Below are 18233 nucleotides of genomic sequence, written 5' to 3'. Positions count from 1 at the left end.
AGTATGAGGCAGCGCAAAAATGGGCAGAGCCTATCAGAATCGCAAACAATCCATGGCCAAAACGGCAGAGGCCAAAACCAAGGTCTACAGCAAGTACGGGCGCGAAATCTATATGAGCGCCAAGTCCGGCGGCACAGACCCGGATGGCAATCTGTCGCTGCGTGGTCTGATTGATCGCGCCAAGAAAGATCAGGTACCTTCACACGTTATCGAAAAAGCCATTGATAAAGCCCGTGGTGGTGCCGGCGAAGACTACTCGCCTGCCCGTTATGAAGGCTACGGCCCCGGCAACTGCATGGTGATCGTGGACTGCCTTACTGATAATCCCAATCGCACGTTCGGCGATGTTCGCCTGGCATTTACCAAGACCAAATCCAAAATCGGCACACCGGGTACCGTTGCGCACATGTTTGATCACAGCGCGATTTTCGTATTCAAAAATGAAGACGAAGAAGCGGTGCTTGAAGCCCTGATGGAAGCAGATGTCGACGTTACCGATATTGAGAATGAAGACGGCCAGATTACCGTGTTCACACCAAACACCGAATACGCCAAAGCCCGCCAGGCACTGACAGACACATTTGCTGATATTGACTTCGACGTAGACGACATCCAGTTCCTGCCGAAAACCACAACACCGGTGGAAGGCGATGACATTCCCATGTTCGAGAAGTTCTGCGACATGCTGAACGAACTGGACGACGTGCAGAACATCTTTCACAACGCGGAACTACCAGAGCAGTGAGCCAGCCAAACCCGAAAGTGGTGATCCTTAAAACAGGCAGCACTTATCCGGGCCTCAAAGAACAGTTCGGTGATTTTGAGGAGTGGTTCGTGAGGGGGCTGTCACCACGGCTGGACATTACCGTGATTAATACGGTAGCCGGAGAGTTACCGGGCGACCCGACCGACTGGGACGGCGTTGTCGTAACGGGCTCCCCAGCCATGGTCAGTGATCGCGAACCCTGGAGCGAAAACGCAGCGCTATGGCTGACACGGGTTGTTGACAAGGCAGTTCCGTTGCTTGGCGTATGCTATGGGCACCAGCTTCTGGCACACGCTTTAGGTGGTGAGGTCGGCTATCATCCGGGTGGTCGTGAGAGCGGCACCCATCGCGTCGAACTGCTAAACAGCGCCAAGGATGACCCTTTGTTTCGCGGCATGCCTGACAGCTTCCGTGCGCAGCTCACCCATAAACAGACCGTGCTAAGCCTTCCACAAGGCGCCGTCCTGCTTGGCCGCAACGAATTTGAGCCACATCAGGCGTTTCGGGTGGGCAAATACGCCTGGGGCGTGCAATTCCACCCGGAATTTACGGATGCCATCATGAGAGCCTATCTGGGTGTGCAGGCGCCAGATCTGGAACGCGAAGGGTTCGACTCGCAAGCGATGATAGATTCGGTGGTTCGCGCGCCGGAGGCATCCGGGTTACTGGAGCGTTTCTCCGCACTGGTCCTTGAAAGCAAAATCCGCTGAAGCCGCACCGGGAATACTGAGCTCTTATGTCGCTAAAGGTAGTGTTCGCACTCATTGTTCTGACACTTGTCGGCGTGGGCTTTTACCATGCCTATAAGCCCCTGCCTCACGGCATCAGCCACAACGGTGACGCACTTCCCCTGAACGACGCGTTAATACTGGTGGACGCGACCTATCACCACAACGATGGTTCAGAAACCCGCGACCATGAGATTTTCGACGAAATCCTTCGCCTCATTGGCCAAGCCAAATCCTTCGTGCTGATCGACATGTTCCTCTTCAACAGCAGTAGCCCTGCAGACGTAGAGCATCGACCTCTGTCACAACAGCTTACGGAGGCACTGGTCAGCCGCAAGGCCGAACAGCCGGAGCTTGAGGTTGTGGTTATCTCGGATCCACTGAACACGCTTTACGGAGGCTCTGTTTCGCCCTGGTTTCAGGCACTGCGCCAGGCAGGCATTCCGGTAACCGAAACCAACCTGCAGCCGCTGCGTGACAGCAACCCGGCCTGGTCTGCAATCTGGCGACTATGCTGTCAGTGGTTCGGTAATAATCCCGAAGGTGGCTGGCTCCCGAATGCCTTGGGGGAGCAACCTGTTACCATTCGCAGCTATCTTGCACTCCCCAACTTCAAAGCAAACCATCGAAAAGTTCTGGTGGCTGATGAAGGGGAAACATTGCGCGCCCTTATAACCTCAGCGAATCCGCACGATGGCAGCAGCCGTCACAGCAACATTGCCATCAGCTTTACCGGCCCGGCGGTCACCGATGTCCTGAAGAGTGAGCAAGCGATGCTGGCCCTGTCCGGTCAGTCCAATCCTGCACTGGACAGGCTGGTCAGTGAGGCCGGTATCGGTCAAGCAACTGGTCAGCATAATAATGCTGGCAAGATTGCGGTAAAAACGGAATCAGCCATTCTGGATTCGGCACTTCGGATGATCTCCGGAGCCCAGAGCGGAAGCCAACTCGACCTCGCATTTTTCTACCTTTCACACCGGGATATCGTTGCCGCCCTGATCGACGCCCATAAACGAGGCGCAAAACTGCGCGTACTTCTCGACGCCAACAATGAAGCTTTCGGTCATCAAAAAAGTGGCATACCCAATCGACAGGTGGCTCTGGAACTTCACAACGCGGGTATTCCTGTACGCTGGTGCAACACGCTCGGCGAGCAATGCCATAGCAAGTTACTGACCCTGCGTCCGTTGGCAGGCCCTACTGAACTATTGCTGGGCTCAGCCAACTTCACACGGCGCAACCTGGACGATCTTAACCTCGAAACCGATGTGTGGGTTTCCGTTCCATCGAATTCTGAAGTAGCCACTAAAGCGGTCAATTTTTTCGAACGGCAGTGGCAATCCGGCCCCGGCAGCGATCCTGTCATGAGCCTTCCCTATGAACACTGGGCCGACGATTCGACGCTCCGTTACTGGCGTTACCGCCTGATGGAAGCAACCGGGCTTTCTACCTTCTGAGCAGGCAATACAGCCTTGTTCTGGCTGTATACAACCTCCTCACTAATAGTATCTCTATACTTTTTTCGTCCAGCTTGGCTTTCAGCTCACAAGCGCCTATGCTCCTCTTTGCCAACTTTAATAAAAACAAGGAGATAAAAATGCTAGACAGAGCTGCACGACCAATGGTCAGTCTGGTCGACAAATACCTGCCAGACCCGTATATCTTCGTACTGATTCTAACCCTGTTCGCTTTCGTCGCCGCGATGGTGTTTGAAGGCCATGGCCCCATGGCAGTGATTGAGATGTGGGGTAACGGATTCTGGAACCTGCTTACCTTCTCAATGCAGATGCTGCTCGTTCTGGTTACCGGGTTTATGCTTGCCAGCACGCCGTTGGTCCGGGGAATACTCAACCGCATTGCTGCCCTCGCCAGTACGCCTGGCCAGGCGATTGTTCTGGTGACCTTCGTCGCGCTTATTGCCAGCTGGATTAACTGGGGATTCGGCCTTGTCGTTGGCGCCCTCTTCGCAAAGGCACTGGCCCGGCAAGTCAGAGTCCACTACCCATTGCTGATTGCCAGCGCGTACTCTGGCTTTATCGTATGGCACGGTGGCCTGGCCGGCTCAATTCCTCTGGTTATCGCGACTGACGGGCACTTTACCGCAGACATGATCGGCGTAATTGGCACCGGCGAAACCATCTTCGCATTCTTTAACCTGGCGATCATTGTGGCACTGTTTATTGTTGTTCCCATGGTGAACCGCCTGATGTTGCCCTCAGAAGAAGAGAGCACCTATGTCGATCCTGCGGTACTTGATGATGAGCCTGATACCACCGTTATTATAAACCGCCCTGCAGACCACCTCGAAAACAGCCGGGTACTGGCCTGGCTGGTTGGCTTCAGCGGCCTGGCGTTCATTTTTCAGTATTTTATGAACGGTGGCGGCCTGAACCTGAATATTGTGAATTTCATGTTCCTGTTCCTGGCGATCATTCTGCACCAAACACCGAAAAGACTGCTCGGTAGCCTGCATGAAGCGGTCAAAGGTGGCTCAGGCATCGTTATACAGTTCCCGTTCTATGCCGGGATCATGGGCGTGATGACAGCTTCGGGCCTGGCAGCCAGCATTTCCTCCGGCTTTGTCTCCATGGCAACGGCGGAGAGTCTGCCGTTCTGGAGCTTTATCAGCGCAGGGCTGGTGAACATATTTGTACCCTCCGGTGGAGGTCAGTGGGCCGTGCAGGCGCCGGTCATGCTTCCTGCAGCTCAAGAGCTTGGCGCAAGCATTCCACGAGTGGCCATGGCCGTGGCCTGGGGCGATGCCTGGACCAACCTTCTGCAGCCCTTCTGGGCATTGCCGGTACTCGCTATTGCAGGGCTAAAAGCCAAGGACATTATGGGCTATTGCCTCATGCTGTTAATAATCACGGGCGTGATCATCAGCGTGGGTCTCACCTGGCTATAAGTGTTCGGTTGCCAAGCACAACCGGGGGCGCTTCAATTGCCCCCGGTTTTCATAACGGCTTATGGAAAATTGCCACGTCTTTTCGGGGCACAATCATTGTCCAGCCCCAGCGTTCCGCAATAAGCGCCAGTGTCACCTCACGATAAAATACAACGTGGGTGGGATCCCGCCGGTAATGCCAGTTATCAAACCGGTCATCGCTGGTCTGGAAACAGGTCATTACGCCAAGCCACCCTCCGGGCTTTAATAAGCCATCCAGTTGACCGAAGACCTTCGCCGGGTGATGCAGGTGCTCGACCACCTCTGTGCAGGTAATAAAATCATACTGATGGTTCAGCGCTGACTGGGAGGGGTAGAAAAAAGGATCGTAAAGCACCACCTCCATCCCTGCATCTTGCAGCATATCGGCAAGCGCGGGGCCTGGCCCACAACCGAAATCCAACCCTGAAGCGCCGGGGGGAATACGATCAAGCAACGGCAAGGCAAGCTTTTCGAGAAAGGCCCGATAACCCGGGTCTTCCGGGCGATTATCATGGAGATCGTAAACCGCCCGCTCCTCGTCCGGCGCAAGCCAGTTCGCCTGCGCCATAAGCGTCGCTTCGCAGTGCGGGCAGCGCAAATATTCCCACCCCTCTACGCTCCGAAAACTGGCAAGCACACCCCGCTCGCAAACGCTGCAGACTGCGCCTTCACAAACTCTGCTTTCAGGTGTTATTACTGCCTCTGCCGATGGTTTTTGCATGCATTCTCCAGCACCGCAAGCTCAAACCCGGGAATAATGGCAGACTCGATACCAAAGCGCGAATCGATAGGCTTTCGCCTGTTATGATGCCTTGACCCAGATACACGACCGGACAATCGATGACCAAAAATCACTCCACCCGTCTTAATAAATACGTCAGCGAAAGTGGCATGTGTTCACGCCGGGAGGCTGACCGCTACATTGAGCAGGGCCAGGTCTATATTAATGGCAAGCGGGCCAGCGTGGGCGATCAGGTATTACCCATGGATACCGTCAGGGTGAACGGCCAGATAATTGAGCCCCGAGCGGAAGAAGATCTGGTCTTCATAGCGCTTAACAAACCAGTGGGCATAGTCAGCACCACCGATGATGCGGAAAAGTACAACATTCAGCGCTTTGTTGGCCACAGTACGCGTATTTTTCCGATTGGGCGCCTTGATAAGGATTCACAGGGTCTGATTTTTATGACCAGCAACGGCGACCTGGTGAATAAAATCCTGCGCGCTGGCAACAATCATGAAAAAGAATATGTTGTCACGGTCGACAAGCCCATCACCAAATCGTTTATTCAAGGCATGGCTGGAGGCGTACCCATCCTCGGCACCATGACCAAAAAGTGCAAAGTGGAGCAGGAGAGCCGCTTTGTATTTCGCATAACGCTGGTACAAGGGCTGAACCGCCAGATTCGCAGAATGAGCGAGCATTTCGGATTTGAAGTTACCCGACTGGAACGCGTTCGCATTATGAACGTCAACCTGAAAGGGCTGACAGTGGGCCAGTGGCGGGATCTTACAGAAAAGGAGTTGGCGGGCCTGTTTGAGGCGATTCGTGATTCATCGTCTGATGTCGCGCCGGGTAAGCCTGCAGCTGCAAAAAAGAAGCCCGCAGGTAAACCCAAAAGTTCTTTAAATCAATCGCCCAAGCCACCGGGATCTGGCCACCGAACCGGGCCTAAAGCTCCCGGAGCCAGGCCAAAACCACCTGGGGCCAAGCCTGACAGCGGGAAAAAGCCCAAATCGTCAAAGCGTCCCAAAGCCGGAAAGCCACGGCAGCGCAGCGTTAAGCGATAGGCAATGCTGCACGTGCCTGGCTGTTTTTCCTACTCCGCGGGCGTTGGCCGCACCAGAATTTCATTTACATCCACATGAGAAGGCTGGGACACGGCATAGATCACCGCGCGGGCAATGTCGTCTGGCATCAGCGCGTGAGCCGGCGGTTTATCGAAAAATGGCGTATCGACCATACCAGGCTCTATCAAGGTTACCCGCACCCCGGAACCTCGCAACTCTTCCCTTACGTTATAACCGATAGCCGAAACAGCCCATTTGGTCGCGCTGTACATCGAACCGGGAATCGAAACCCTGCCCGCCGCAGAGCCTGTCAGCAACAAGTGTCCCTTGCTTTTACGAAGTGCCGGCAGGCAATGCTGAATGGTCAGGCCAACCCCGTAAATATTGGTGAGAATCATATCTTTCCAGACATCCGGATCGGCTTCACTGAAGCCGCCCGGCTCCCCTCCCCGGCCAGCGTTGGCAAACACACTGTCCAGGCGACCAAACTTTTTCAGGGCCTGCGCAACCATCGCTTTCTGGTCGTCACCCTTCTGTACATCACACTCGACAATCAGCACTTCGCCGTCACCACCGAGTTCAGCCCTCAGAGCTTCTAGTTTGTCTGCCGAGCGGGCTGCCAGAACTAGGCGATAACCTTCTTTGGCTGCCGCCCGGGCCGTTGCAGCACCAATGCCGGAAGATGCGCCGGTGATCAACATAACGGGGTTTTCTGTGGGGCTATTTGCCATAAATTGCTCGCTCCTTTCATCAATTAAATTTCATTTGGCTACGTGTATCAGAGATTCAGCAATATCAGCGCCAGCACGGCCATGGCCAACAAAAACCAGCGGGCATAGGAATCGGGCTTGCCATCGCCCCCATCCGAGGCCGGGGTAACACGGCTACTCGCCTCATACTCCGCAACCAGCTGTCGCGCCGGATAGAGATCCTCATCTCCTACATGAACATTACTGAACCCTGCCGCGCCAATTTCGCCCATTGCACCCTGCAGGTAATGACCACCTACGTAAGTTTCAATGCCGTTAGCGTTCAACAGCCCTGCGACAATATGCGCTTCAGTGATGTCCTTGGCCCGATAGGCTATTTGCAACACCCCTCTCCTTTTGTGACATTTGAGGGCAGAACTCGCAAAAATCTGCGATGCTTTGTAACCAAAGCATAGTGCGCCCAAGCTCACAGGGCCAACCTTCAGGATACGGACAACTTATGTTCTGGATTATCGCCGCTGTTGTTTTGTTCATCGTCGCCTTAACTTTCGTTCTGTTTCGCATCGAGGATTTATCGCACCTGGATGAGGATGAGTACTCCGTAAGACAGGCAACCCCAAGCGCCGAGAATCAGGAAGTTCTGGGGCGCATCCAGGAAATGGGCAGGTCAGGAAAAGGTCTTCGCGGCAAGGCGAGACTCATGGCAATGCGAAAGCATATGGACAGCCTGAGTGACGGTTTGCGGCTCGGATCAGAGTTCCGGCAATGCGACAGCCCGAACGGCGAGTGGGTTATCGCTCCCGGTGCCGACGTCCAGCGGCGGATTCTCTACATCCATGGCGGCGCCTGGGCGGCGGGCAGTCCCCATAGCCATAGGTCTATTACGGATCGCCTGTCTCACATTGCCAATGCAGCCGTCTTCGCCGTGGACTATCGCCTGATGCCAGAGAATCGGTTCATGGACGGTGTGCGTGATTGCCGAAAAGCCTACACCTGGCTTACAGAAAACGGTCCAGATGGCCCGGATGAAGCCTCGTTTATTCTGATATCAGGAGATTCAGCCGGTGGCAGCCATACTCTTGGCCTGCTGGCATGGATCCGTGAGAGCGGCCTGCGCCAGGCGGATGGTGCCATCGCGTTTTCCCCCTCCACAGACCTTACAATGAGCGCACCGAGCAATCGCCGTAATATCGCAACAGATCCCATGCTGGGGCCCATGTTTGGGGGCCTGTCAAAGATCCCCCGACCGGTTATCTGGTGGGCAACGCTTGCAGCATTCCGTATTTCGCCAACCAGCCCCGTCGCGTCGCCACTGCTGGGCAACCTTGCCAACCTGCCGCCCACGCTGATTCAGGCCAGTGATTCCGAGATGCTTCTGGATAACGCCAGACGATACGCGGCCAAGGCAAAAGCACAGGGTTCGAAAGTGGTGCTGCACACCTGGCCAGGGATGGTTCACGTCTGGCAGATTTTCACGCCGTTACTGCCGGAGGCCGAAGAGGCTTTCGCTGATATTGAATCGTTTATCAGGGAAATCGAATCCAAAAAGCGCGAGCCAGAGATGAGTCAGACCTGAACTTTGCCCCGCAGGGCTTTGGTTTTACCTTTCTGTGTCTTGCGGTCAACCCGCTTACGCCGGGCAGATTTTGAGGGCCGGGTAGCGCGACGCGCCTTCTGCACTTTGACCGCCTCCTGAATCAGTTCCTTCAGACGCTCCAGCGCATCCTCCTTGTTCAGCTCCAGCGTACGAAAAGACTGGGCCTTGATCACAATTATGCCTTCCTTGCTTATGCGCTGATCCTGCAGCGCCATGAGACGTTCCTTGTAGAACGGCGGCAAGGCGGAATTCTGCACATCGAAGCGAAGATGCACCGCCGAGGCTACTTTGTTGACGTTCTGACCACCGGCGCCCTGAGCCCGGATCTGGGTGATTTCTATTTCCCACTCAGCGATTTCAACAGCATTGGATATTTTCAGCATCCGGCAATAGTAACAAATCCCGCAAACCGTAACCTGACATCCTGGGGATTCGGTAATAAAGTGGGACCGGTAATACAGTGAAATCAAAGAACAGCAGCTCAGGAATTTGCATGGTTCAAGCTTTCAGATACGTCATCATTTTGGCCCTCTCCTCGCTTGTGATGAGTGGCTGCGCCAGTAATCAATCGCTGCAGCCCGGACGCGCCGCACTGCAATATTCCCCTGCTGAGTCCGCACCGGGTTCCGTGAAGGCTGAAAAACTTTGGCAAGCCTTTGAGCGCTATGAGGGCGCGCCTTATCAGTACGGTGGCACAACCGCCCGTGGCTTCGACTGCTCAGGCTTTATCACGACGGCGTATCGTGAAGGCCTGGGGCAAAAATTGCCGCGCACAACGTCGCAAATGCTGCGGTACGGTGATGTGGTTCCCCCTGGAGACGTTCAACCTGGCGATATCGTATTCTTCAGAATTGCCGGAAAAGACCAGCACGCCGGAATTTATATGGGCGACAACCTGTTTATCCATGCATCAACGTCTTCCGGCGTCATCATGTCGGAACTGAATGGTTACTACTGGAAAGACCGTTTCTCTGGCGCACGGCGGTTTGACTGATTCTTCTGATTAACGCTACAGACTGCCATTGAGTGCCAGGTGAAGCGCGATGGCCACCATCATCACACCAATTACGCTGTCGATAATCCGCCACGCCAGCGGGCGTGACAGAACCGGCGCCAGTGCGGACCCACTCCAGGCCAGCAAACCAAACCACAGAACAGATGCGCTGCTGGCGCCCGCCACAAAGGTCGTCGCGTTTTCCTGCTGTGCGCCAACTGCCGGAATCAACAACAGGGTATCGAGATACACCTGAGGGTTCAGCAAGGTAACCGCCACCGTGGTAAATAGAACACCCTTCAGGCTGCGGCGCGATACCTCACCGGCTTCAAGAGCCGCCCTGCCCCGGCTGGCCCTCACAAACGCCTGAAGCGCCAGCCATCCCAGAAAAACCACCCCGAGCCAGCGCAGGATTTCCAGCGCCTGCGGCATGGCCATCAAAGCTGCGCTGACCCCGAACATGCCAAGCGTGAAAAGAGTAATATCTGCCGCCATGCAAAAACCCGCCGCCCACCAGTGGTGCTCGCGCCGGATCGCCTGGCTCAGCACGTAGGCATTCTGCGCTCCGATGGCGACAATAATCCCGCCGCACACAATCAAACCCGTCAGGTAACTTTCTAAAGAACTCTCAAGCACGGCTTTTTGCTCCATTTTTGATGCCGCAAGAATAGCTGCTTGCCGCTATACTTGAAATTCATATTCATAATGATGCATCAATTTTACTTATGATCGATTACAAATTGCTGGAAGCCCTCGCCACCGTTGTCGAGACCGGTGGTTTTGAGCGCGCAGGCGCAGTGCTTGGCCTGAGTCAGTCCGCTATTTCACAGCGCATCCGAACCCTGGAAGTCCGCATTGGGCAGCCGGTGTTACTACGCAGCCCGGTTCCCAGAGCCACTCCAGCGGGGCAGCAGCTACTGAACCACGTTCAACAGGTTCAACTGCTAGAGCGCGATCTCGCGAAATCAGTTCCGGCCCTTTCCGAGCCTGCCGCACGGTTGCGCATTGCCCTCAATGCCGACAGCCTCGCAACCTGGTGGGCAAATGCCATCGGTGAATTCAGTCGTGAGGAAGCCTTGTTACTGGATATGGTGATCGAGGATCAGGACATCGCACTGCGCCGAATGCGCGAGGGTGATGTGGCCGCCTGCCTGTGCAGCAATCCACAGCCGGTAGCCGGGGCGCGCTGCGTTCCGCTTGGCACCATGACCTACCTGCCCTTGGCGACGCCTTCATACACGACCCGGTATTTCAGTCAGGGCTTTAATGATCAGAGCCTGAAATCGGCACCTGCAATTGTGTTTGGCCCAAATGATCAGTTACAGCACCGGTTTTTGGCTCAGAGTGGCTACCACGGTGCCTTTCCCTATCATTTATGTCCGTCTTCTGAAGGCTTTGTAAAACTGGCTCTGGCGGGCATGGGTTACGGCATGATTCCAGAGGTTCAGGCGAAGTATGAAATTGAGACAGGACGACTGATCAGTATTGCTCCCGGTCAATCTTTGGAGGTGGAGCTGTACTGGCACTTCTGGCGCCACAGCGGAGGTGTTATGGAACGGCTAACGGCTGCATTGCAAGCGGCACGCTCTTAATCTTTCGATCGCACACTGATACCGAACCATTCAGGAAACCGGAGCAGGCAAAACAGCGCCACCAAGTCGTAAACGCCATGCCATACCATTACCAGTAGAATACTGTCGGTTATTGCGTAAGCCAACCCAAGAACCAACCCGAGGCCCGCAGCAACGACGAAGTAAGTAAAGGACGCGTAGTGCACCAGGCCAAAAAGCACGGATGCCGCCAAGACGGCGGTCGTGGTATTCGTGTGCACGGTAAGCCAACCCTGCAAAGCGCCCCTGAAAAGAAGCTCTTCACCTACACCGGCGAAAACCGAGAGCAGGAAAAGAACAAACCAGGAATAACCGGAAGCAAATCTGTGCAGGCCGCGCATTTGCCTGGCGAGGTTGTTCGGGAACAGGCCGGGAATTTGGGTGAGTAGTAACAGTCCTGCGTACGTGCACAGGGCACCCAGAACTCCGTAAAGCACACTGGGTAAGATTCCGTCTCCGGAGATCTGTACAGGAATACCCAAGATGAGAATTGCCAGCAACCCGACCACCCCGATTCCACCCTGGAACACCAGGGCGATAACCGGAGAAACTGTCGATTTACGGCGATTATTCAAGGCCATCTACTATTCAAAAAGACCTTTTACAGCGAAAAGGTCATCATACTTGGGCGCCTGTTTCTGCGCTTTGGCCTGGAACGTTTTCATCATGTCTGTAGGGCGGAACATGCCGGCCTGCCAGGTTGCCATGTACTTCAGGCTATCCGCCACGGTGTGGTCACGGCTGTAGTTCAGCATCTCTTTACAACCAGTAACCGCAAGCGGTGAGTTGGCGGCAATCTGAGCGGCGATGTCCATAACACCTGCGATCATTGCCTCTTGGTCGGCGTAGATAGCATTCACAAAACCAAGAGCTTTCGCTTCCTGCGCAGACAGCTTACGGCCAGTGTAAGCCAGCTCACGCACAACGCCTTCCGGCATCAGTTTGGGCAAACGCTGAAGGGTACCCACATCGGCCGTCATGCCGAGTTCGGTTTCCTTGATCGTAAAGTATGTGTCTTCCGCACAGTAACGGCTGTCGGCTGCGCACACCAGATCCAGAGCGCCGCCGATGCAGCCCCCTTGGATAGCCGCCAATACCGGCAGGCGAACGTTCTCCAGAGACGTCAGAGTATCCTGTAGCTGCAGTACAACCCGGCGCAAGTTCTCTGCCATACGGCCAGGATCACCACTCATGGGCACAGCTTTGGAGTCTGTAAAGACACCAAGATCCATCCCCGCAGAGAAATGCTTACCCGTGGATGACACCACAATAACCCGCGCATCGGTGTTCGATTCAATCTCCTGCATGCATTTGGGCAACTCAAGCCAGAAGGCTTTGGTCATGGTATTCATCGCTTCCGGGCGACTGAATTGAACATGGGCAATCTTGCTCTCAACAGTGACGGAAAAACTTTCGTAGGTGGATAGCTCAGACAAGGCAAAACTCCTCTATTAATTCACGCAAATTCTGAAACGCTGACGCAAACATACCTCATGTTGCTGAAAATGTCGGGTTTATGCGTACAAGAAAATGCTTTGCTTTTCCTTGGCCAACAGGTAGAGTGCTTCTCGTTGGAAAGATTTAGCAAAGCACTTCATCAATAAGACGCATTTTTGTACCCGCAAGTAGTGCATCGTCCTGTTTTTGATCACGCAAGTTTTTTGTTTCCGCATATCGCTGACCAGCCATCAACGTGATGATCTGGCAGCACATTAAATGATTGAATTCAGGAATATTTATTATGTCTACTGTTACCGGTACTGTTAAGTTTTTCAACGAAGCAAAAGGTTTTGGCTTTATCACTCGTGAAGGCGGCCCTGACGTATTCGTTCACTACAGCGCTATTCAAGGCGGCGGATTCAAGACTCTGGCTGAAGGCCAGCAGGTTGATTTCACCGTGACTCAGGGCCAGAAAGGTCCTCAGGCAGAGAACGTTGTTGCTGTTTAATTAACAGACAACGTTAAAAAAGGCAGCTTCGGCTGCCTTTTTTGTTGCTCCCGTATTATTGCTCCAGAGCTTCCCCCTGCTCGACCCGATTTCTCCCCCCGGCTTTACCGCGATACAGAGCCCTGTCTGCGCGACTGATAACAGAACCTCGATCATCATTTTCACACATTTCGCTCACACCAATACTGATAGTAACGGCGACCGCCTCACTTGTAGCGGCTTTCCAATCATGGCTACGAAAAGCGCTCCTTATTCTCTCTGCGCTGGCCAGCGCGCTCTCGATTCCAGTGTCCGGGAGAATAACCAGAAACTCCTCACCACCCCAACGTGCAACAATATCCTGGGTGCGCAGCTGCGCCGGAATAAGCTGCCCAATCTCGGCCAGAATTTTGTCCCCCATTTCATGACCATAGCGATCGTTAATTGATTTGAAATGGTCGACATCCAGAAGCATGAACGCCACGGGATGCTTGGCCCGGCGAAAACGTGCAATTTCATTTTCAGCCAGGTCACTGCCATGGCTGCGATTGAACAGCCCTGTCAGCGAATCAACGGTAGCCAACTTTCGAAGCTTGCGCTGCGCAGAGACCACCATATTCATATAGAAGAAGGACAGGTAGGCGAACATCGCAAATACGACGCTCAGATTGAACAAGTGAACGCCGAACAAAGCTCCGGACGAAATCGGCTGAAAAGGCTCGATGAACCACATGAGAATATCGAGCCCTATGTAGTAGCCCCAAAGCCCCACTATTAGAGAATAAATCGTGCCACGACGTACCGAGCTGATACACAACGCCGGAATGAACATAAGCAGATAATAATGAAAACCACTGCCCCACCCGAGCATTATAGTGCCGAGCGCCGAGTGAATAATGACCTCTAGCCAGATCAGCGCGATAGCAAGGCGATTCTGCCTGCGCTCAAGAGCGACGTAAGCAGCCGCGTATAACGCAACGCTGCCAACGTTTATCCAGGCAAGGATGGGTGAGCCGAGAAAATGAAATAGGAAGAAAAAGGAAATATCGACAGCGGCTGCAAGCTGACACACCCGGCGGGCAACCTGCCAGAATTTCAGCCCACGCTCACGCCGTGATGAAGGACTCACAGTGTTGTTGTCATTATCCATATACTGCAGATTCCCATACAACAAGACGACCTGTGCCGTCTGAAATGCTGCCATTATGGCTCCGTGGAAAACACCAAGGACCACAAAACCTGGCTATAAGTATATTCGCGAATGACTTTAGCACAAAAGCGCAACTCTGGATCTTTTTCGACAGGCTTGCGTTTGTTACCTACTTCCACCTCGGAAACACCCATTGACTACCCCTTTAACTCGCAATAAGATACATAACACATGAATCTTATTAAAACCCAAAAGAGATATCTCTGATGACACAGTTATTTAAAGAAGTAGCCAGCCCCAAAACCGCCGACAAAATGGAGACTGAGGAACTCAAAGGGGGAACCGATGAGCAAGCCGCCGGAGCGTTTGAAAGCACCGAAAAAGAAACCGTGAAGAAAGGTAAACACGGAGATCCCGGTGTTTGCTGCGGTGGCTGCTCTTAACACCAGCCCGGATGAACAATATCGCCAGTGACGTTTCCGTTGCACATTCTGAATTTTGGAAACGCCATTGGCAGCCTGACCACGGATAATCAGTGATCCATCGTGTGCCCCGAATGATCCATTCCCTGCCCTTTCATATCAGCGTCCAGGGATTGTACGCGTAACTCGACTTCAATAGCCTCTGCACCTTCAAATTCCAGAATCAAAGGAATGTCCTCACCCTCTTTAAGAGGTGCCGTAAGCTTTTCAAGCATAAAATGATAGCTCAGGGGTTTGAGCTCCACCGCCTCTCCGGCCGATATTGCCAACCCGTCATCAAGCGGCTCCATGCGCATAACACCGTCTTTCATTAGCGTCTCATGAATCGAAACATGGTCTGCTCTGGGCGTGCTTGCGCTGATCAGCGTGATATCCCTGTCGCTGTGGTTCCTGATAACCAGATAACCTACTCCCATGGGAGTGCCTGGCGGCGTTGGCCGGCTCCAAGGATGCTCTATAACAACGCCGCCGTGAGCGTGCTCATTGGCCGTTACAGATGTGGCAAGGAACGATGTGACCAGTGCGCTACTGGCAAACAGCAGTGTGATTAGATTTTTCATGATGTCTCGTGTCGCTACTGTGGAGCTGACAATGATTAATGTCAGACTTGGAGATTGTAATGCGCACAGTGTTGCGTTCAGACCAGGTCAGCGCAAGTAGCTCGCCGCGTCAAAATGTCGCAGAGAGCCCGTCAGAGTTCGACGTTGCGGGCCTCAGACCTTTTTTACAAACTCGGATTTGAGCTTCATCGCACCAATACCATCAATCTTGCAGTCAATATCGTGGTCGCCGTCTACCAGGCGAATACTCTTCACCTTGGTACCAACCTTTACAACCGAACTTGAACCCTTAACCTTCAGATCCTTGATGACAGTAACCGTATCTCCATCCTGAAGTTCGTTACCGTTGGCATCGCGCACCACTTTGCCCGCTGCTGCCGCAGCTGCCTCTGCTTCTGTCCATTCATGAGCGCACTCAGGGCAGACAAGCTGAACCCCATCTTCATAGGTATATTCAGACGCACACCGGGGGCAAGGTGGAAGTTGAGACATTTGAGTTTCCTGTTAGTTGAATTTAAGCAGTATTATACCACCAACCTCCCGGCGAGACTCTGGTAAGGGCCTTTGGCGATTGCAACAGCAGGCAAGGACAAAACAGTGCCAGCAACCCCGAAACCGCCATTTTCAAATTCATAACATCCTACCTGCGGAAAAGCCGCGCCCCAATAAGAGGGCTGCAGAAATACCAAAGCCGTATCTGAGAATACGCGGGCCTCCACTACCAGGCTCACAGCAACAACAGGTAAACTCTCAAAAACTGAACCAATGAAGGAGCCAGCCATGCCAATCTGGGTCGACGCCGATGCCTGCCCTGTTCCCATCCGGGAAATTCTCTGCCGAGCAGCCACTCGCTGGCAGGTTTCGACGATCTTCATTGCCAATCATGTGATCAAGCTGCCGCCCAGCCCCTATATCAAAGCCAGACAGGTCATGCAGGGTTTCGATGTGGCGGATAACGAAATTATGGGTCAGCTCAGCGCCGGTGATCTCGTAATTACACAAGATATTCCGTTGGCAGCCGAAGCTATAGAGAAAGGTGCCGATGTGTTTAATCCCAGGGGTCAGGCTTTTACCAAGGAAAACATTCGCCAGCGCCTCGCTTTGAGAAATTTCATGGAAGAGATGCGCAGTGCCGGACAAGTTACAGGTGGCCCGGCTCCGTTCAACCAGACGGATAAAAAAGAATTTGCTGACAAACTGGACCGGTGGTTACAGCGCAACCGCAAGCCCGACAACCACTAGCGCAACAAACAGTCCTGCACCGGCTGCAATCTTCAACCCTTCGATCATTTCCTGTTCTGCCATCATGGCTGTATCTCCCTGAGCTTATGGTGTAAACAGATGGTATGAGCAACATCTGCTCTGTGGAACGACTATATAATTATATTAATGATAGTGATTATCATTTGCAATACCTGAGGGAGAATGCATGAACCTTATTCAACCCTTGATCGCACTGAGCGGTTTGTTTTTTCTGGGGCTCCCGGTCGTTGCCGCAAGCCAGACTTTCTCCTCCGAAGACGCACAATTCAGGCTCGAAACTGTGGCTGAAGGACTTGAACACCCTTGGAGCCTGGCCTTCCTCCCTGGTGGTTCCATGCTCGTTACGGAGAGAGCTGGCAGGCTAAGGGTGATCCAGAATGGAGAGCTGTTACCGCAAGCGGTTCGGGGGCTCCCAACGCCCGCGGTATCAGGCCAGGGCGGACTGCTCGATATCGTCTTGCATCCGGATTTCAAAGAGAACAGAACCTTGTTCCTCAGCTACGCACACCGATCAAGCAGAGGAATGACAACGCGAGCAGCCCGCGCTCAATTTGAAGATGAGGAGTTGAAAAACGTAACCGTCATCTTCGAAGCACTTCCGCGCTCCAACACCTCGCGCCATTTCGGTGGGCGAATGGCATTTGATGCATCCGGCTATCTTTATATTTCCGTTGGTGACCGTGGTGAGATGGACCGGGCTCAGGACACCCGGGACGACGCCGGCGGTGTCCATCGTATTACGGTGAATGGCGAGCCGGCGCCGGGCAACCCGGGGCTTGGTGACCCGAATATTAATAACACGCTGCTCACTTGGGGAAACCGCAATATTCAGGGCATGACCGTGCATCCTGAAACCGGTGATATCTGGACTCACGAGCACGGCCCGCGCGGCGGCGACGAAATAAACATCCTCAACCCCGGCACAAATTACGGGTGGCCCGAAATAACCTATGGCATTGGCTACTCGGGGCTTCCGATCACTCTGGACACCAAAAAAGACGGCATGGCTCAGCCCCTGCACTACTGGGATCCATCCATTGCGCCCTCAGGCATGGCGTTTTACGCCGGCGCGGAATTTCCCAAGTGGCAAGGCAGCCTGTTCGTGGGTGCCCTCAAATTGCGCAAGCTGGTTCGGCTGGAAATCGAAAACGGCCAGGTAGTCGGCGAGGAGGATTTACTCACTACGCTGAAAGAACGAATCCGCGACGTTCGAACAGCGCCAGACGGTACACTGTGGTTATTAACAGACTCACCGGAGGGGAAAGTCTACCGAATGGTGCCGGCTCAATGAGGGTCGCCGGTCCTTTCGGTCTTTTCGTATTGGGGCAATGCGTCGGTAATTTCAAACCAGTCCGACTTTGAGCCAGTGTAAACATGCTGCGCCGGCCCCTTTTCCAGGGGCTCATTAATCACGCCCACCCGCAGGCGGAGAATGCCGGGAATCGCATCCACACGGCTGTACAAATGGCTGCCGCAGCGGCTGCAGAAAGCCCGGTACTTACCCGGGCGCGATTCGTATTCCGACAACCGTTCTTGTCCGGATAAAAACCGGAAGCGCACTTTTTGCACCGGTGAACTGGCAGAGAATGCGCTTCCGTGTGCACGCCGACACTGGCTGCAATGGCACAGAGAGAGAGGACCTAAAGGGCCTTCATATTCAAAGGTAATGTCGCCACACAGGCACTGGCCGGTATACATAGACTTCCTGCTTCTGATTTCACGGGCGTTT

23 protein-coding genes are annotated in these 18233 nt (G+C 53.8%); 12 read left to right on the top strand and 11 right to left on the bottom strand.

The features are described 5' to 3' along the window. Positions 1 to 19: 19 nt before the first annotated feature. The 4 genes from FFI90_RS15985 to FFI90_RS15970 all read left to right on the top strand — a co-directional run bounded on the left by FFI90_RS15985 (position 20) and on the right by FFI90_RS15970 (position 4399). Positions 20 to 745 carry a YebC/PmpR family DNA-binding transcriptional regulator gene (locus tag FFI90_RS15985; protein ID WP_144779350.1) on the top strand — a complete coding sequence of 242 codons (726 nt, stop codon included), beginning with the start codon at positions 20 to 22 and terminating at the stop codon, positions 743 to 745. Continuing rightward, positions 742 to 1476, top strand: coding sequence for a glutamine amidotransferase (locus FFI90_RS15980; protein WP_246123621.1), 735 nt, complete (start codon positions 742 to 744; stop codon positions 1474 to 1476). The genes FFI90_RS15985 and FFI90_RS15980 overlap by 4 nt, the downstream gene beginning before the upstream one ends. A 26-nt stretch (positions 1477 to 1502) precedes the next feature. Beyond that, the gene (locus FFI90_RS15975) at positions 1503 to 2951 is read left to right on the top strand and encodes a phospholipase D family protein (RefSeq protein WP_144779348.1); all 1449 of its coding nucleotides are present in this window, start codon (positions 1503 to 1505) and stop codon (positions 2949 to 2951) included. Positions 2952 to 3091: 140 nt separating this feature from the next. Further along, positions 3092 to 4399: a short-chain fatty acid transporter gene (locus tag FFI90_RS15970; RefSeq protein WP_144779346.1), complete on the top strand. Its 1308-nt coding sequence runs from the start codon at positions 3092 to 3094 to the stop codon at positions 4397 to 4399. Between the two features lie 49 nt (positions 4400 to 4448). On the opposite strand, the gene FFI90_RS15965 is transcribed toward FFI90_RS15970, so the two are convergent. Beyond that, positions 4449 to 5141: a methyltransferase domain-containing protein gene (locus FFI90_RS15965; RefSeq protein ID WP_144779344.1), complete on the bottom strand. Its 693-nt coding sequence runs from the start codon at positions 5139 to 5141 to the stop codon at positions 4449 to 4451. Between the two features lie 119 nt (positions 5142 to 5260). On the opposite strand from FFI90_RS15965, the gene rluF reads away from it, so the two are divergent. Further along, a complete protein-coding gene (gene rluF / locus FFI90_RS15960; protein WP_144779342.1) occupies positions 5261 to 6211 on the top strand; it encodes a 23S rRNA pseudouridine(2604) synthase RluF in 951 nt (316 codons plus the stop codon). A gap of 29 nt (positions 6212 to 6240) precedes the next feature. Here the strand turns inward: rluF and FFI90_RS15955 are convergent, their stop codons facing one another. Both FFI90_RS15955 and FFI90_RS15950 read right to left on the bottom strand, forming a co-directional pair. Further along, a complete protein-coding gene (locus FFI90_RS15955; protein ID WP_246123620.1) occupies positions 6241 to 6942 on the bottom strand; it encodes an SDR family oxidoreductase in 702 nt (233 codons plus the stop codon). A 47-nt stretch (positions 6943 to 6989) separates the two neighbouring features. Next, positions 6990 to 7307 (bottom strand): putative signal transducing protein, encoded by a 318-nt coding sequence (locus FFI90_RS15950; RefSeq protein WP_246123619.1) that lies wholly within the window; start codon positions 7305 to 7307, stop codon positions 6990 to 6992. 113 nt (positions 7308 to 7420) lie between these two features. Here FFI90_RS15950 and FFI90_RS15945 point away from each other — a divergent pair, with 113 nt between their 5' ends. Beyond that, positions 7421 to 8497, top strand: a complete 1077-nt coding sequence (locus FFI90_RS15945; protein WP_144779338.1) for an alpha/beta hydrolase — start codon at positions 7421 to 7423, stop codon at positions 8495 to 8497. On the opposite strand, the gene arfB is transcribed toward FFI90_RS15945, so the two are convergent. Beyond that, entirely contained in the window at positions 8488 to 8901 is a 414-nt protein-coding gene (gene arfB / locus FFI90_RS15940) for an alternative ribosome rescue aminoacyl-tRNA hydrolase ArfB (RefSeq protein ID WP_144779336.1), read from the bottom strand. The two genes, FFI90_RS15945 and arfB, sit on opposite strands and share 10 nt — an antisense overlap. Positions 8902 to 9011: 110 nt before the next feature. Here arfB and FFI90_RS15935 point away from each other — a divergent pair, with 110 nt between their 5' ends. Beyond that, positions 9012 to 9512 carry a C40 family peptidase gene (locus FFI90_RS15935; RefSeq protein ID WP_144779335.1) on the top strand — a complete coding sequence of 167 codons (501 nt, stop codon included), beginning with the start codon at positions 9012 to 9014 and terminating at the stop codon, positions 9510 to 9512. 15 nt (positions 9513 to 9527) lie between these two features. Here the strand turns inward: FFI90_RS15935 and FFI90_RS15930 are convergent, their stop codons facing one another. After that, a complete protein-coding gene (locus FFI90_RS15930) occupies positions 9528 to 10163 on the bottom strand; it encodes a LysE/ArgO family amino acid transporter (RefSeq protein WP_144779333.1) in 636 nt (211 codons plus the stop codon). Between the two features lie 74 nt (positions 10164 to 10237). Here FFI90_RS15930 and FFI90_RS15925 point away from each other — a divergent pair, with 74 nt between their 5' ends. After that, complete coding sequence (locus FFI90_RS15925) at positions 10238 to 11104, top strand: LysR family transcriptional regulator ArgP (protein WP_144779331.1); 867 nt, start codon at positions 10238 to 10240, stop codon at positions 11102 to 11104. Here FFI90_RS15925 and FFI90_RS15920 read toward each other — a convergent pair. Both FFI90_RS15920 and FFI90_RS15915 read right to left on the bottom strand, forming a co-directional pair. Beyond that, positions 11101 to 11703, bottom strand: a complete 603-nt coding sequence (locus tag FFI90_RS15920) for a CPBP family intramembrane glutamic endopeptidase (protein ID WP_144779329.1) — start codon at positions 11701 to 11703, stop codon at positions 11101 to 11103. The two genes, FFI90_RS15925 and FFI90_RS15920, sit on opposite strands and share 4 nt — an antisense overlap. A gap of 3 nt (positions 11704 to 11706) precedes the next feature. Beyond that, a complete protein-coding gene (locus FFI90_RS15915) occupies positions 11707 to 12558 on the bottom strand; it encodes a crotonase/enoyl-CoA hydratase family protein (RefSeq protein WP_144779327.1) in 852 nt (283 codons plus the stop codon). A gap of 305 nt (positions 12559 to 12863) precedes the next feature. Here FFI90_RS15915 and FFI90_RS15910 point away from each other — a divergent pair, with 305 nt between their 5' ends. Then, positions 12864 to 13070, top strand: a complete 207-nt coding sequence (locus FFI90_RS15910) for a cold-shock protein (RefSeq protein WP_071266268.1) — start codon at positions 12864 to 12866, stop codon at positions 13068 to 13070. A gap of 55 nt (positions 13071 to 13125) precedes the next feature. On the opposite strand, the gene FFI90_RS15905 is transcribed toward FFI90_RS15910, so the two are convergent. Beyond that, the gene (locus FFI90_RS15905) at positions 13126 to 14253 is read right to left on the bottom strand and encodes a GGDEF domain-containing protein (protein WP_246123618.1); all 1128 of its coding nucleotides are present in this window, start codon (positions 14251 to 14253) and stop codon (positions 13126 to 13128) included. Between the two features lie 212 nt (positions 14254 to 14465). Here FFI90_RS15905 and FFI90_RS15900 point away from each other — a divergent pair, with 212 nt between their 5' ends. Then, a complete protein-coding gene (locus tag FFI90_RS15900; protein ID WP_144779325.1) occupies positions 14466 to 14642 on the top strand; it encodes a CCGSCS motif protein in 177 nt (58 codons plus the stop codon). A gap of 89 nt (positions 14643 to 14731) precedes the next feature. Here FFI90_RS15900 and FFI90_RS15895 read toward each other — a convergent pair whose 3' ends face one another. After that, complete coding sequence (locus FFI90_RS15895) at positions 14732 to 15241, bottom strand: copper chaperone PCu(A)C (protein ID WP_144779323.1); 510 nt, start codon at positions 15239 to 15241, stop codon at positions 14732 to 14734. A 153-nt stretch (positions 15242 to 15394) separates the two neighbouring features. Next, positions 15395 to 15733: a zinc ribbon domain-containing protein YjdM gene (locus FFI90_RS15890; protein WP_144779321.1), complete on the bottom strand. Its 339-nt coding sequence runs from the start codon at positions 15731 to 15733 to the stop codon at positions 15395 to 15397. Positions 15734 to 16021: 288 nt separating this feature from the next. On the opposite strand from FFI90_RS15890, the gene FFI90_RS15885 reads away from it, so the two are divergent. After that, positions 16022 to 16483 (top strand): YaiI/YqxD family protein, encoded by a 462-nt coding sequence (locus FFI90_RS15885; protein ID WP_144779319.1) that lies wholly within the window; start codon positions 16022 to 16024, stop codon positions 16481 to 16483. A gap of 187 nt (positions 16484 to 16670) precedes the next feature. Next, the gene (locus FFI90_RS15880; RefSeq protein ID WP_144779318.1) at positions 16671 to 17795 is read left to right on the top strand and encodes a PQQ-dependent sugar dehydrogenase; all 1125 of its coding nucleotides are present in this window, start codon (positions 16671 to 16673) and stop codon (positions 17793 to 17795) included. Here the strand turns inward: FFI90_RS15880 and FFI90_RS15875 are convergent. Continuing rightward, on the bottom strand, positions 17789 to 18202 hold the full coding sequence (locus tag FFI90_RS15875; protein WP_144779317.1) for a GFA family protein: 414 nt from the start codon (positions 18200 to 18202) through the stop codon (positions 17789 to 17791). The two genes, FFI90_RS15880 and FFI90_RS15875, sit on opposite strands and share 7 nt — an antisense overlap. Between the last annotated feature and the right edge of the window lie 31 nt (positions 18203 to 18233).

Source organism: Marinobacter maritimus, from assembly GCF_007671675.1.
GTDB classification, from domain to species: Bacteria; Pseudomonadota; Gammaproteobacteria; order Pseudomonadales; family Oleiphilaceae; genus Marinobacter; species Marinobacter maritimus.
This window is presented reverse-complemented; position numbering and strand designations above follow the sequence as displayed.

Coding starts and splice junctions, on each gene's coding strand:
- FFI90_RS15965 (WP_144779344.1), bottom strand. CDS start 5,141: ATGCAAAAACCATCGGCAGAGGCAGTAATAACACCTGAAAGCAGAGTT.
- FFI90_RS15985 (WP_144779350.1), top strand. CDS start 20: ATGGGCAGAGCCTATCAGAATCGCAAACAATCCATGGCCAAAACGGCA.
- FFI90_RS15900 (WP_144779325.1), top strand. CDS start 14,466: ATGACACAGTTATTTAAAGAAGTAGCCAGCCCCAAAACCGCCGACAAA.
- FFI90_RS15880 (WP_144779318.1), top strand. CDS start 16,671: ATGAACCTTATTCAACCCTTGATCGCACTGAGCGGTTTGTTTTTTCTG.
- FFI90_RS15910 (WP_071266268.1), top strand. CDS start 12,864: ATGTCTACTGTTACCGGTACTGTTAAGTTTTTCAACGAAGCAAAAGGT.
- arfB (WP_144779336.1), bottom strand. CDS start 8,901: ATGCTGAAAATATCCAATGCTGTTGAAATCGCTGAGTGGGAAATAGAA.
- FFI90_RS15885 (WP_144779319.1), top strand. CDS start 16,022: ATGCCAATCTGGGTCGACGCCGATGCCTGCCCTGTTCCCATCCGGGAA.
- FFI90_RS15935 (WP_144779335.1), top strand. CDS start 9,012: ATGGTTCAAGCTTTCAGATACGTCATCATTTTGGCCCTCTCCTCGCTT.
- FFI90_RS15930 (WP_144779333.1), bottom strand. CDS start 10,163: ATGGAGCAAAAAGCCGTGCTTGAGAGTTCTTTAGAAAGTTACCTGACG.
- FFI90_RS15970 (WP_144779346.1), top strand. CDS start 3,092: ATGCTAGACAGAGCTGCACGACCAATGGTCAGTCTGGTCGACAAATAC.
- FFI90_RS15905 (WP_246123618.1), bottom strand. CDS start 14,253: ATGGCAGCATTTCAGACGGCACAGGTCGTCTTGTTGTATGGGAATCTG.
- FFI90_RS15975 (WP_144779348.1), top strand. CDS start 1,503: ATGTCGCTAAAGGTAGTGTTCGCACTCATTGTTCTGACACTTGTCGGC.
- FFI90_RS15925 (WP_144779331.1), top strand. CDS start 10,238: ATGATCGATTACAAATTGCTGGAAGCCCTCGCCACCGTTGTCGAGACC.
- FFI90_RS15945 (WP_144779338.1), top strand. CDS start 7,421: ATGTTCTGGATTATCGCCGCTGTTGTTTTGTTCATCGTCGCCTTAACT.
- rluF (WP_144779342.1), top strand. CDS start 5,261: ATGACCAAAAATCACTCCACCCGTCTTAATAAATACGTCAGCGAAAGT.
- FFI90_RS15920 (WP_144779329.1), bottom strand. CDS start 11,703: ATGGCCTTGAATAATCGCCGTAAATCGACAGTTTCTCCGGTTATCGCC.
- FFI90_RS15955 (WP_246123620.1), bottom strand. CDS start 6,942: ATGGCAAATAGCCCCACAGAAAACCCCGTTATGTTGATCACCGGCGCA.
- FFI90_RS15875 (WP_144779317.1), bottom strand. CDS start 18,202: ATGTATACCGGCCAGTGCCTGTGTGGCGACATTACCTTTGAATATGAA.
- FFI90_RS15895 (WP_144779323.1), bottom strand. CDS start 15,241: ATGAAAAATCTAATCACACTGCTGTTTGCCAGTAGCGCACTGGTCACA.
- FFI90_RS15890 (WP_144779321.1), bottom strand. CDS start 15,733: ATGTCTCAACTTCCACCTTGCCCCCGGTGTGCGTCTGAATATACCTAT.